Genomic DNA, 13100 nt, shown 5'->3' on the forward strand with positions numbered 1-13100 from the left:
GTGTTCTGTCAAAAAATGCATCGCGTCATCAAGCATGTATCGCAGGTTAACAGGCTCTTCTGACGTTTACAAGCCGGAAAATAAAAATGCTGTTCAGTCTTAACTGAACGGCATTAGCACTGCGGTGCCGCTTTTTTTTGTCTGGCGAGATTTTACGCTGCACTGCAACATTTATCCTCCGGGAATGCTACGATGACGCTTTGATACCTTCTCAAAGTCCACCTTGCATTTCAGGAAACTCCACCGCCGTGTGCGCGCACTGGCTGGCCGCTGGCTGACGGGCATGCACGCCTATACCGACAAGCTGGCGCAGCGCCGCCCCCTGTGGATGGTCACCTTGGCCATCGACGAAACCAATCTGTCCGAGGGCTTGCGGGCCGCGTGCGCATCGAGCGCCATGCTGCTGCTGGGCCTGCTGTTCGACCACCCCGATTTTTCCTGGGCCGCCATCGGCGCCTTCTGGACCTGCCTCGCGGACGCGGCCGGCACGCGGCGCATGCGCTTCGTCTCGATGCTGGGCTTTGGCTTGCTGTCGACCGTGGCAGGCGGCCTGACGGCGCTGGCGGCCGGCCATGGCGTGGCGGCGGCGGCCATCGCCGTGCTGCTGTTTTCCTGGGCCGGCGCGCTGGCGCGCATCTGGGGCGCGGCCACGGGGCAAGTGGCCATCCTAGCGGCCACGGCTTGTGTCGTCATGGTCACGCATCCGCTTGAGTCGATGACGCAGACGGCGCCTTTCCTTGGGCTGTACATGTTTGGCTGCCTGTTTGCCACCGTGCTCAGTTTTACCGTCTGGCGCATTCACCCGTTCGGCCCGAGCAGGCGTGCCATCCGCGCCGCGTATTCGCGCCTGGCCGGCATCGCGCGCGACAATGCGCGCTTCCTAGCGCAAGGTCCGGCATTGCCGGACGCCGCTGCGCATGGCGCCAGCTACCGTTCGCAGGCGCGCGCCGCGCTGGAAGCGGCGCGCGTGGCGCTGGCCGCCGTGCCGCCCGCCCGAGCGGGCCGCAGCGCCCTGTACGACAACCTGCTGCTGGCGCTCAGCGACGCCGAGCGCATCTTCGCCTATCTGATCGCCGTCACGCATACCTGCGAGCGCGAGCAGCAGCGCCTGCGCCAGGACCCGCGCGCGCGGCGCAGCCTGGAAGTGATGGCCGTGCTGCTGCGCCGCCTGGGGCAGGCCGTGCAGCGCCAGCCGGAAACGCCGCCGCTGACCTTGCAGCGCCGCCTGGCGGCGTGCGGACGGCGCCTGGAAGCGGCGCTGGGCGCCTTGCTGCCGCTGCGCCTGAACGTGGAATTCATGGAACTGGGCTTGCCGCGCGCGACGCAGCTGCCGTGGCGCGAGGCGGCTTTCCTGGCGCTGGGGCAGGCATGGCAAACGGCGAAAGTCAACGCCACGCCACAGTCGCTGAGCTGGCGCCACGCGGCGCGCGTGTCGCTGGCGACGACGGCCGGCTTCCTGCTGGTCGAGGTCTTGCATATTCCCTTCGGCTACTGGGCTACCATGGCGACGTTGCTGATCTTGCAGCCCTCCGTGTCGACCACTTGGCCGCGCGGCATCGAGCGGGTCGCGGGCAGCGTGCTGGGCGCTGTGCTGGCTGTGCTGATCGGCCTGGCGGTGCATACACCGCTGGCGATCTCGTTGGTGGTGTTTCCCCTGATCGTCGCCACCATGGCCTTGCGCCGCGTCAGCTACAGCCTGCACGTGCTGTTCATGACGCCCGCCTTCGTGCTGGTGGCCGACTATGCGGCGCCGGCCAGCGAGATGGTGTATGCGATGAGCCGCCTGGGCAACAATGTACTCGGCTGCGTGCTGGCCTTGCTGGCCACGTTTTTCCTGTGGCCGGATCGCGAGGCGGATGACCTGGACCAGCGCCTGGCGAAGGCCGTGTCGGCCAACCTGAAATACCTGCTGGCCGTGCTGGCGGCGGGCGGACGCTGGGATAGCGCCATCGCCCGCCTGCGCCGCGAGGCGGGGCTGGCCAGCAATAATGCGGAACAAGTGCTGCAACGTTTGCGCATCGAACGCCGCCTGGACCGCAGCGCCGGCGTGGGCCTGGCGGCGTTGCGCACCTTGCCGCTGCTGCGCCGCGTGGCGGGCAGCACGGCGCGCATCAGTCTGAGTCCCCAGGCCGAGCCGGCGCCGCCCGAGCTGCAGCGGTGGATTGCCGAAGTCAGCGGGGAAATCGATGCGCTGCTGCGCGGTGTCCCCCCTGCATCCGCGCCCGGCCCCTGCGCGGCCGAGGGCTTGACTGCCCTGCAAGCGGACGCGGTGGCCCAGGTGCAGCTGCTGCGCGGCTTGCTGCGCGAACATGTGCAGCCGCAAGCGCAGGGAAATCCGGGAAAATTGACGCAGGTCGCCGAATAGCCACTGCGTGTCCGCTTTCGCTTTGTCGCTGCCATGCTCGATGGTTATCATTTGTCGATGCCAGCGTACAAGACAGGAATGAGCGACGTGTATAGATTGACAGTGGGAAAGACAGGATGGGCGGCGACTGCCGTGCTGGCCATGACCGTGGGATTGCCGGCAGGAGGGGATGCCGCCGAGCGCGAGACCGATGCTGTCGTTTGCGCCAGCGCAAGCGGCTGGGACCTGGCCTGTTTGCGCCAGACGTACGCGCGACCGATGGCCGGCTGGCCCCGTCCGCACCTGCCCGCTGGCGTGAAGGCTGCGGAAATGGCGCCCGTCTCCGCCATGCCCGTGCCGTCCGTAGCGCCGGCCGTCGTAGCGCTGGGGCAGCGTCTGTTCAACGATCCCCGTTTGTCGCGTTCGAACGCGGTGGCCTGCCTCAGCTGCCATAGTCCCGCGCACAGCTTTGCCGACAGCAAGCGCGTTTCCGTGGGGCACGAAGGGCGGCTGGGACAGCGCAATGTGCCCGGCTTGCTGGGCGTGGGCCAGATCACGCCGCTGTTCTGGGATGGCCGCGCCAGCACCCTGGAAGAGCAGGCGCTGGGACCCTTGCAGCATCCGGATGAAATGGCGGCCGTGGCGGCGCAATTGCCCGCCAAGCTGGCTGCGCTGGACGACTATGCGGCGCAATTCGATGCGGCTTTTGGCAAGGGCGCCGGCGTGACCCTGCCGCGCATTTTGACGGCGCTGGCCGATTACCAGCGTACCCTGCTGCCGCCCGTCACGCGCTTCGATACCTTCCTCGAAGGCGACCGCACGGCCCTGAACGACCGCGAGCTGCTGGGCCTGCACCTGTTTCGCACCAAGGCGCGCTGCATGACCTGCCACGGCGGCGCCTTGTTGACGGACCAGCAATTCCACAACCTGGGACTGAGCAATTACGGCAGCCGCAAGTACGAAGACCTGGGGCGCTACAAGGTGACGGGCAACAATGAGGACGTGGGCAAGTTCCGCACGCCGGGCTTGCGTGGCGTGGCGCAATCGGGGCCGTGGATGCACAATGGCGCGTTCGCGCAGATGGTGGGCATGTTGAACATGTATAACGCGGGCATGTCGCACCCCGTGCCGCAAAACGCGCAGCAGGCGGCCGATCCGAAGTTTCCCGTCACCTCGTCCCTGCTGCAGCCATTGCAACTGACGTCCGATGAAATCATCGCGCTGAAGAGTTTTCTGGAAGCGCTGTAGCCGCTCGGCCGGTTGCGCCCGCAACCGGCCTTTACCTGCTTGCGGCGCCATATTGTATAGACGTTTGACGCGCCGCAATCTCTCCAAATGCCACATTTCACGGGCTTCGTCGATATATTTTCCAAAGTGGAAATTTATCGAAAGGAAACGTTGACTCTAAAATAAGTGCGGTCTATATTCGTTTTTCTGGCAAGCTTATTCGGTATGCGCCGCACCCGGACACGGCTTGTGGGCAGGACGGTGCCTTTGTTGTGGCCGTGATTTTTTTTCAACCATAGTACATGTCGTCGCAGACAAGGAAAGCGCTCACGATGCAGAAAAAACTGAAAACCACGGCGCTGTACCTGGCGATCCTGGCCGCCGGCCTGGGCAGCGGTTATGGCTTGTCCTTGCTGCCTGGTTTATTCAAACCGACTTATACGGAAGGTAATTACTCCGCGTATTTCCCGAATGCCCAGGCGAAGGTGGTGTTGTATGGAACGGACTGGTGCGGCTATTGCGCCAAGACGCGCGCGTACTTCAAGGAAAACAAGATCGAATTCGTCGATCTCGATATCGAGAAATCCCCGGCAGCGAAAAAAGCCCATGCGGAACTCGGCGGCGGCGGCGTGCCGGTGGTGCTGATCGGCAACCGCAAGATCACCGGCTACGACACCGGCGCTTTCCAGGCGGCGTTGAAGAATGCCGCTGGCTGATTCCATTCCTGATTTTTGTGCGCAACATGAATCGACGGCATGTTGCGTGTTTTATTTCACGTCGCTCATAAAAGGAATAGCATGTTCAAAAAAATCGCTTTTTTTCTTTTTGTTGCAGGTGCCAGTCTGTCGTTCAACAAGGCCGCGAACAGTACGCCGAGCTGTGGTTTTCAGTGTGCCCAACTGAGGGGAATTTGCCTCGATGAAGGCCGGGGCGATGCTTCTTGCCGCGACAACTACAATTTCTGCCTTGAAAATTGCCGCAATGGCATTTATCCGGACATGCCGGAATAAGCGGTAACATGCCGTGGCGGCATGGCCGCGTCATCTGGCACGGTCATGTCGCCACAGCACATCGCTGCCGCCGGCAAAGCGGTTCAGCACGCGCGACAGCACGAACAGCAGGTCCGACAGGCGGTTCACGTACTGGCGCGGATGTGCGTGGAGGGTTTCCGCATTGGCCAGCGTGACGATGCTGCGCTCGGCGCGGCGGCACACGGTGCGGCACACATGCGCCAGCGAGGCGGCGCGCGAGCCGGCCGGCAGGATGAATTCACTCAGGGCCGGCAAGTCCGCATTGTATTTTGCCAATAGCGCATCGAGGCGCAGCACGTGTTCTTCCTGGATCAGCTGATAGCCGGGGATGCAGATTTCTCCGCCCAGGTCGAACAGATCGTGCTGGATGGCCACCAGCTCCTCGCGCAAGGCGTCGGGCATGGCTTCGCACAGCAGCAAACCAATATTCGAGTTCAGTTCATCCACGTCGCCCATCGCGTGGATGCGGGCGCTGTCCTTGCTGGTGCGGCTGCCGTCGCCCAGGCCGGTGCTGCCATTGTCGCCCGTGCGCGTGGCGATTTTCGAAAGTCGCTTACCCATGATGTCGATCCTGTAAAGAAGAATGGGGGCAGCATACGACACCGTGCACCTCCTGGCCGCGGATTTGCCAGCAAATCGGACAAAAAATGCGCTGCGCGCCACTTTTGTGCTTACAATCGTTGCACGCCCATGCCTTTTTCCCCCACCTTATGCTCAATGCTGCCCCTGAATCCGGATTGACCGCCGCACGCCAGCAAACCGTTGTCGCGGCCCTGCTTGCCGTGCTGCCGGCCCGCTGCGTGCTGTCCGAGGCCGAAGATACGCGCCCGTATGAGTGCGACGGCCTGGCCGCTTACCGCCAGCTGCCGATGGTGGTCACCCTGCCAGACACGGAAGAACAGGTCATCGCCATCCTCGGCGTCTGCCGGGAACTAAAGGTGCCGATCGTGCCGCGCGGCGCCGGCACGGGCTTGTCGGGCGGCGCCTTGCCGATCGCCGATGGCGTGGTGCTGTCGACGGCGCGCCTGAACCGCATCGTGCGCCTCGATGCCTACGCGCGCACGGCCGTGGTGCAGCCGGGCGTGCGCAACCTGGCCATTTCCGAAGCGGCGGTGCCCTACGCCTTGTACTACGCGCCCGACCCCTCGTCGCAGATTGCCTGCAGCATCGGCGGCAACGTGGCGGAGAACTCGGGCGGCGTGCATTGCCTGAAATACGGCTTGACCGTGCACAATGTGCTGCGCGTGCGCGTCGTTACCATAGCTGGCGACGTGCTGGAACTGGGCGGCGAATGCCTCGATTCGCCCGGTCTCGATTTGCTGGCCGTCTTCATCGGTTCCGAAGGCATGCTGGGCATCGTCACAGAAGTGACCGTGAAACTGATCCCGAAACCGGCCACCGCGCGTGTCATCATGGCGTCGTTCGGCGACGTCGTCACGGGCGGCAATGCCGTGGCCAACGTGATCGCCGCCGGCATCATCCCGGCCGGCCTGGAAATGATGGACCAGACCTCCTCGCGCATGGTCGAACCGTTCGTCAAGGCCGGCTACGACATCGACGCGGCGGCCATTTTGCTGTGCGAAGCGGACGGCACGCACGAGGAAGTGGAAGAGGAAATCGCCCGCATGACGGCCGTGCTGGAAGGGGCGGGCGCCAGCGCCATCGCCGTCTCGCAGTCGGAAGCGGAGCGCATGAAGTTCTGGTCCGGCCGCAAGAACGCTTTTCCCGCGGCGGGACGCATCTCGCCCGACTACTACTGCATGGACGGCACCATCCCGAGAAAAAAACTGGCGGAAGTCCTGACGGGCATCGCCGGCATGGAAACGACGCATGGCTTGCGCTGCGCGAACGTGTTCCACGCGGGCGATGGCAATCTGCATCCCTTGATCCTGTTTGACGCCAACAAGCCCGGTGAATTCGAGCGCGCCGAAGCGTTTGGCGCGGACATCCTGGCCCTGTGCGTGGCCGTGGGCGGCACCATCACGGGCGAGCATGGCGTGGGCATGGAAAAGATCAATTCCATGTGCGTGCAATTTACGCGCGCCGAACTCGATGCCTTCTTTGCCGTCAAGCGCGCCTTCGATCCCCACACCTTGCTGAACCCGGACAAGGCGATACCCACCTTGAACCGCTGCGCCGAATTCGGCAAGATGCATGTGACGGCGGGACGCCTGCCGTTCGCCAACCTGCCCCGTTTTTAACCGCCGGAGACCCCTTTGCAAGCGATAGTGGAACAATTCAGGCAACAGATCCTGGCGGCCAGCGCAGCGGGCAAGCCGTTACGCCTGCGCGGCGGCGGCACCAAAGACTGGTATGGCCAGCAGCTCGATGGCGAGGTACTCGACACGCGCGCGTATGCCGGCATCATCGACTATGAACCGACGGAACTGGTGATCACGGCCCGCTGCGGCACGCCGCTGGCCGAGATCGAGGCGGCGCTGGCTGCGCGCAATCAGATGCTGGCTTTCGAACCACCGCATTTCGGCCCGGGTGCCACGGTGGGCGGCGTCGTCGCCAGTGCGCTGTCAGGCCCGCGCCGGGCCAGCGCGGGCGCGCTGCGTGATTTTGTGCTGGGCGCCGTGCTGATGGATGGTCATGGCGAGCGCCTGGCCTTCGGCGGGCAAGTCATGAAGAACGTGGCCGGCTACGATGTCTCGCGCCTGCTGGCCGGTTCCCTGGGCACCCTGGGCCTGATCCTGGAAGTGTCGCTGAAGGTGCTGCCGCTACCGCTGCGCGAAGCGACTTTCCGCGTGGCGTGCGCGGAAATTGCCGCCTTGCGCATGCTCAATGAATGGGCGGGAAAACCGCTGCCGATCTCCGCCAGCTGCTGGCATGACGGCGTGCTGACGGTGCGCCTGTCCGGCGCTGAAGCTGCCGTGTCGGCGGCGCTGCACACGCTGGGCGGCGAGGTGCTGACAGCGCAAGACGCGGCCGCCTTCTGGCTGGCCGTGCGCGAGCAGACGCACGCTTTCTTTGCGGGCGCGGGCAGCCTGTGGCGGCTGTCGCTGCCGCCGCACGCCAGCGCCATGATCCTGACAGGGCGCCAGCTGATCGAGTGGGGCGGCGCGCAGCGCTGGCTGAAGCTCGATGTCGACGCCGATGTGCAAGGCGCACGGCACATACGCCAGGCGGTGGCTGCCGCCGGCGGCCACGCCACCCTGTTCCGTGGCGGCGACAAGGCGGTGGGCGTGTTCCAACCGCTGGCGCCCGCGGTTGAAAAAATCCACCAGCGCCTGCGGCAGGCTTTCGACCCTGCCGGCATCTTCAACCCGCACAGAATGTATTGAGCGCGCATGCAAACCAATCTCGCCGATTTCATCAAGAATACCCCGGCAGGCGACGAAGCCGAAGCCATCCTGCGCGCCTGCGTGCATTGCGGCTTTTGCACGGCCACCTGTCCCACTTACCAGCTGCTGGGCGATGAACTCGATGGCCCGCGCGGACGCATTTACCTGATCAAGCAGGTATTGGAAGGCGCGCCCGTCACCGCCAAGACGCAGACGCACCTGGACCGCTGTCTGACCTGCCGCAACTGCGAGTCGACCTGTCCCTCGGGCGTGCAATACGGGCGCCTGGTCGACATCGGCCGCAACGTCGTCGAGCAGCGCGTGCAGCGCCCCTTGCGCGAACGGGCCTTGCGCTTCGCCCTGAAGGAAGCCTTGCCGCGGCGCTGGCTGTTTACGCCCGTGTACAAGGCGGGACAGGCGCTGCGGCCCTTGCTGTCAAAAAGCCTGCAGGACAAGCTGCGCCCCGGCGCCGTTGCCGGCGCATGGCCCGCGCGCCAGCACGCGCGCACCATGTTGCTGCTCGACGGCTGCGTGCAGCCGGCCATGTCGCCGAACATCAACGCGGCCACGGCGCGCGTGCTCGATGCGCTGGGCGTGCAATTGATCGTCGCGCCGAAGGCCGGCTGTTGCGGCGCGCTGCGCCATCACCTGAACGACCAGGAAGCGGCGCTGGACGACATGCGCCGCAATATCGACGCCTGGTGGCCGTATGTCGACAGCGCGGAAGCCATCGTCATGACGGCGTCGGGCTGCGGCGCCACGGTGAAGGAATATGGCCATCTGCTGGCGCACGACGCCCACTATGCGGATAAGGCGCGGCGCATCGCCGCACTGACGCGCGATTTGTCCGAGATCATGCCGGCGTTTGAAAACGAACTGGTGGCGCAGCTGAAGGGGCGCATACTGAAAAAAGTGGCGTATCACCCGCCATGCACCCTGCAGCATGGCCAGCAGGTGCGCGGCAAGGTGGAGCAGGTGCTGCGCGCCGTCGGCGTTGACGTGCGCCTGTGCGCCGACAGCCATCTGTGCTGCGGTTCGGCGGGTACGTATTCGATCCTGCAGCCGGCCCTGTCGCAGCAGCTGCGCGACAACAAGGTGGCGAACCTGGAAGCGTGCGAGCCCGATGAGATTGTGTCAGCCAATATCGGCTGCCTGAGCCACCTGCAGTCGGGTACGGAGACGCCCGTGCGGCACTGGATAGAGTTGATCGATTCCGCCTTGATCCCCTAAGAGCCTGTCCCAGTAGGGAGCGCCAGCAGGATATGTATTCATCTGCTGGAATAGGCTCTAAATAGGTATCTCGCTGTACTGCGCCATGTGCCATTGGGGAGCCGGCACGAAGTTGGCTGCCCACGCCAGCACGGCGTCGGCCGGCATGGGGCGGGCGATGCCGTAGCCTTGCGCCAGGTCGCAGCCCAGCTGGATCAGGCGCGCGCCATGCTCGACGCTTTCCACGCCTTCGGCGATCACCGTCAGGGAAAATGAACGGGCCAGGCCGATGACGGCGCGCACCAGGTGCAGGTCGTCGCGGTCGTTGAGCATATTGCGCACGAAGCTCTGGTCGATCTTGACGATGTTGGCCGGCAGGCGCTTCAAATACGACATCGACGAGTAGCCTGTGCCGAAATCGTCGAGCGCGAACGTGATGCCCAGCGCCTGGCAGGCGCGGATGATGCGGCGCACGTCTTCGATGTCGTGCAGGGCAGACGATTCGAGGATTTCCAGTTCCAGCATGCTGGCGCGCACGCCGGGAAATTCGCTGAGGATGGTTTCCAGGCGCGAGACGAAGTCCGGTTGCTGGAAGTGGCGCGCCGCGATATTCACGCTGACCACCCATTGCTTGCCGCAAGCCACCCAGCGCTGCATCTGCCACAAGGCCTGGCGCAGCACCCATTCGCCGATGTCGATGATCAGGTCCGTCTGCTCCACCAGCGGCAGGAATTGCGCGGGCGCTAGCACGCCGCGGCGCGGATGCTGCCAGCGCAGCAGCGCTTCCATGCCCACCACGGTGCCGGCGCGCATGTTCACCTTGGGCTGGTAGTACAGCCGCAGTTCGCCGTTGATCAGGGCCTGGCGTACTTCCGTGCGTTGGTTGTGGTGCGTGCGCACTTCTTCATCGAGGTTGGTGTCGAAGAAGTGGTACTGATTGCGCCCCGTCAATTTCGCCTGGTAGACGGCGTGGTCGGCATGGCGCAGCAGGCTTTCCGTATTCAGGTCCTTGCCCGCATAGACGGCGATGCCGACGCTGGCCGTCATGTGCAGCGCCTGCTGGTCGCAGTGGTAGGGGCGGCTCAGTTCCTGCATCAATTGTGTGACGTTCTGTTCGATGCTGGCGATGCTGGCCTGGCCGCACAGCAGCATGACGAATTCATCGCCTCCCAGGCGCGCCGCGTAGTGCACCTGGCCCGTAAAGCTGTGCAGGCGGCCCGCCACCTGCTTGAGGATTTCATCGCCCGCCTCGGCGCCGTAGCGGTCATTGATGGCCTGGAAGTGATCGAGGTCGAACAGGCAGACGGCCAGCAGGCGCTGGCGTTCGCGCGCCAGGAACAGTTCCTGTTCGAAGCGGGCGGCCAGCGCGGCCCGGTTGGGCAAGCCCGTCAGCACATCATTGTAGTTTTGCCATGAAAGTTTTTGCAGCGCCTGCTGCATGTGCACGGTTTCGTTCAGCTGTTCGCCCAGCTGGCGCTGGCTGGTCTTGAGCGACGTCAACAGTTCTTCGACATCGCCGGCCATGCTGTTGAACGAGTGCGACACGGCTTGCGCTTCGGGCGTGGCGCCAGCCGCCAGGCGCACGGCGAAGTTGCCTTCGCGGAAGCGGTCGGTCGCTTGCACGAGCCGCGCCAGCAGCCTGCGGTGCATGGCCAGGATCAAGCCCAGCAGGAGGAAGACCAGCACGATATTGATGGTGCTGAGGACGGCCTGCTCGCGCACCCTGTGCCATACCTGCGCCAGGGGCAGGCCGGGCGTGTAGTGCAGGTCGAGGATGCCGTCGCCGCCGTCCGGCAGCGCCACCGTCAGGCGGCTGCGGATGGCTGTGATGCCGGCCAGGCGCGCGAACCACGCGGGCACCGTGGCCACCACGCTGTCGGCCAGCGGTTTGTCGGCCAGCACTTCGAGATGCCCGCCAGCCGTATCCCAGCGCACGGAGGCGAGGCTGGGGTTCAGCGGCAGGGCGCTGCGCAGCACCTGGCGCACGCTGTCGTGCATCGTGTGACTGTCCGTCTGCACGGCCAGCGGCAGCACGCTATTGGCCAGGAACAGGTCGAGTTGCCGGGCATCGCTCTGGTAGCGCGCATTGGCCAGTGTGCTTTCCGTACCGAGCAGGGCGTGATAACGGATAGCGGAAACGGCGAGTATCAGGAAGAAAATAGGAATGAACAGGCGGGAATAAATGCCCATCCGCATCCATGAAGATATTAATTTCCCAAAGACTGGCATCGTTTTTTGATCGATATATGCGAATAATTATGCCAACATTATCACCGAAATTTGCTATTGGAAACACAATATTGATATCAAGCATGAAATAAACACGGATTGATTGATTTCAGTGTTTGTTGTTTTAAATCAAGGCGTCGCGTGCTATTCCCCTAGTAATTGCCGAATGTCAGCCGCCAGGCTGGCCGGTTTGCTGGCCGTCGCGTAGCGGCGAAATACGCTGCCATCCTTGCGCACCAAAAACTTGGTGAAATTCCATTTGATCGACTGCGTGCCCAATATGCCGGGCGCCGCCTGTTTTAATTGTGCAAACAGGGGATGGGTATGCGGGCCATTCACATCGACCTTGGCAAACAGGGGAAAGGTGACGCCGAAGTTTTTTTCGCAAAAGGCGCCAATTTCCCCGTTCGAGCCCGGTTCCTGCTGGCGGAATTGATTGCAGGGAAAGCCCAGCACGACTAGGCCCTGCGCGTGAAATTCGCAGTACAGCGCTTCCAGGCCCCCGTATTGCGGCGTGAAACCGCAGGCGCTGGCTGTGTTGACGATCAGCAGCACCTTGCCTTGGTATTGCGCCAGGTCGACGGGCGTGCCGTCCAGCGCCTCGGCCTGGAAATCGTGGATGCTGGTCATGTCAGAGGAGTCCCAGTCTGGTGCTGCCCGTTTGCGGGGCGGGTTCGGGCGTCGTCGTGCCCTTGAGTTTGATCGCCAGGCGCAGGTCGTTGACGGAGTCCGCGTTGCGCAGCGCGTCTTCATGGCTGATGGTGCCCGCTTCGTGCAGGTCGAACAGGGCCTGGTCGAAGGTCTGCATGCCATGCTCGCGCGATTTTTTCATCAATTCCTTGATTTCGTGCACCTGGCCCTTGAAGATCAGGTCGCTCATCAGCGGCGAATTGAGCAGGATTTCCAGCGCCGCCTTGCGCCCGCCGCCTTCCTTGTTGGGGATCAATCGCTGCGAAATCATGCCCTTCAAATTGAGCGACAGATCCATCAGCAGCTGCTGGCGCCGCTCTTCGGGGAAGAAATTGATGATGCGGTCCAGCGCCTGGTTGGCGTTGTTCGCGTGCAGGGTCGCCAGGCACAAGTGCCCCGTTTCGGCAAACGCGATGGCGTGGTCCATGGTCTCGCGGTCGCGGATTTCGCCGATCTGGATCACGTCGGGCGCCTGGCGCAGGGTGTTTTTCAGGGCCGTGGCCCAGTCGTCCGTATCGACGCCCACTTCGCGCTGGGTGACGATGCAGTTGCCGTGCGGATGGATGAATTCCACGGGGTCTTCGATGGTGATGATGTGGCCATGGCTGTGCGCGTTGCGGTGGCCCACCATGGCCGCCAGGGTGGTCGACTTGCCGCAGCCCGTGGCGCCCACCATGATGACGAGGCCCCGCTTGCTCATCACGATGTCTTGCAGGATGGCGGGCAAGCCCAGCCCATCCAGGGTGGGGATGGCAGTATTGATCAATCGCAAGACCATGCCTGCCTGGCCCATCTGCACGAAGGCAGACACGCGGAAACGCCCCAGTCCCTCCGGGCTGATGGCGAAATTGGCTTCGCGGCTGGACTCGAACTCGGCTGCCTGGCGCCCGTTCATGATGGCGCGCACGTAGCCGGCCACCTGCTGCGCGTCGAGCGCGGCGCCCGCCAGCGGCGTCAGCTTGCCGTCGAGCTTGATGGCGGCAGGAAAGCCGGCCGTGATGAACAGGTCGGAGCCGCCCCGTGCGCGCATTTGCGCCAGCAGCGCGTGCATGGCGCCATAGTGTTCGTTCGTCGTCTGCATGG

General features: G+C 63.9%; 11 protein-coding genes. 7 read left to right on the forward strand and 4 right to left on the reverse strand.

Features of this window, described 5'->3' with window-relative positions; genetic code table 11:
* Positions 1-250: 250 nt before the first annotated feature.
* From ACQ4W0_RS27480 to ACQ4W0_RS27495, 4 genes are all read left to right on the forward strand, one after another.
* Entirely contained in the window at positions 251-2365 is a 2115-nt protein-coding gene (locus tag ACQ4W0_RS27480; protein WP_436579626.1) for an FUSC family protein, read from the forward strand.
* An 87-nt stretch (positions 2366-2452) separates the two neighbouring features.
* A complete protein-coding gene (locus ACQ4W0_RS27485) occupies positions 2453-3592 on the forward strand; it encodes a cytochrome-c peroxidase (protein ID WP_436579627.1) in 1140 nt (379 codons plus the stop codon).
* A 311-nt stretch (positions 3593-3903) separates the two neighbouring features.
* Entirely contained in the window at positions 3904-4287 is a 384-nt protein-coding gene (locus tag ACQ4W0_RS27490) for a glutaredoxin family protein (protein WP_436579628.1), read from the forward strand.
* Between the two features lie 81 nt (positions 4288-4368).
* Entirely contained in the window at positions 4369-4581 is a 213-nt protein-coding gene (locus ACQ4W0_RS27495) for a hypothetical protein (protein ID WP_219135024.1), read from the forward strand.
* A gap of 30 nt (positions 4582-4611) precedes the next feature.
* Here the strand turns inward: ACQ4W0_RS27495 and ACQ4W0_RS27500 are convergent, their stop codons facing one another.
* Positions 4612-5163, reverse strand: a complete 552-nt coding sequence (locus ACQ4W0_RS27500) for a cob(I)yrinic acid a,c-diamide adenosyltransferase (RefSeq protein WP_436579629.1) — start codon at positions 5161-5163, stop codon at positions 4612-4614.
* A gap of 149 nt (positions 5164-5312) precedes the next feature.
* On the opposite strand from ACQ4W0_RS27500, the gene ACQ4W0_RS27505 reads away from it, so the two are divergent.
* Genes ACQ4W0_RS27505 through glcF form a run of 3 tightly spaced genes read left to right on the forward strand, consistent with a single transcriptional unit; the run spans position 5313 to position 9119 of the window.
* Entirely contained in the window at positions 5313-6803 is a 1491-nt protein-coding gene (locus ACQ4W0_RS27505; protein ID WP_436579630.1) for an FAD-linked oxidase C-terminal domain-containing protein, read from the forward strand.
* A gap of 15 nt (positions 6804-6818) precedes the next feature.
* The gene (gene glcE / locus ACQ4W0_RS27510; protein WP_436579631.1) at positions 6819-7889 is read left to right on the forward strand and encodes a glycolate oxidase subunit GlcE; all 1071 of its coding nucleotides are present in this window, start codon (positions 6819-6821) and stop codon (positions 7887-7889) included.
* Positions 7890-7895: 6 nt separating this feature from the next.
* On the forward strand, positions 7896-9119 hold the full coding sequence (gene glcF, locus ACQ4W0_RS27515; protein ID WP_436579632.1) for a glycolate oxidase subunit GlcF: 1224 nt from the start codon (positions 7896-7898) through the stop codon (positions 9117-9119).
* Between the two features lie 57 nt (positions 9120-9176).
* Here the strand turns inward: glcF and ACQ4W0_RS27520 are convergent, their stop codons facing one another.
* From ACQ4W0_RS27520 to ACQ4W0_RS27530, 3 genes are all read right to left on the reverse strand, one after another.
* On the reverse strand, positions 9177-11288 hold the full coding sequence (locus ACQ4W0_RS27520; protein ID WP_436579633.1) for a putative bifunctional diguanylate cyclase/phosphodiesterase: 2112 nt from the start codon (positions 11286-11288) through the stop codon (positions 9177-9179).
* A 183-nt stretch (positions 11289-11471) separates the two neighbouring features.
* A complete protein-coding gene (locus ACQ4W0_RS27525; protein ID WP_436579634.1) occupies positions 11472-11957 on the reverse strand; it encodes a glutathione peroxidase in 486 nt (161 codons plus the stop codon).
* A 1-nt stretch (position 11958) separates the two neighbouring features.
* Positions 11959-13098 (reverse strand): PilT/PilU family type 4a pilus ATPase, encoded by a 1140-nt coding sequence (locus ACQ4W0_RS27530; protein WP_436579635.1) that lies wholly within the window; start codon positions 13096-13098, stop codon positions 11959-11961.
* Positions 13099-13100: the final 2 nt, after the last annotated feature.

This window comes from Janthinobacterium breve, from assembly GCF_051380895.1.
Lineage (GTDB): Bacteria > Pseudomonadota > Gammaproteobacteria > Burkholderiales > Burkholderiaceae_D > Janthinobacterium.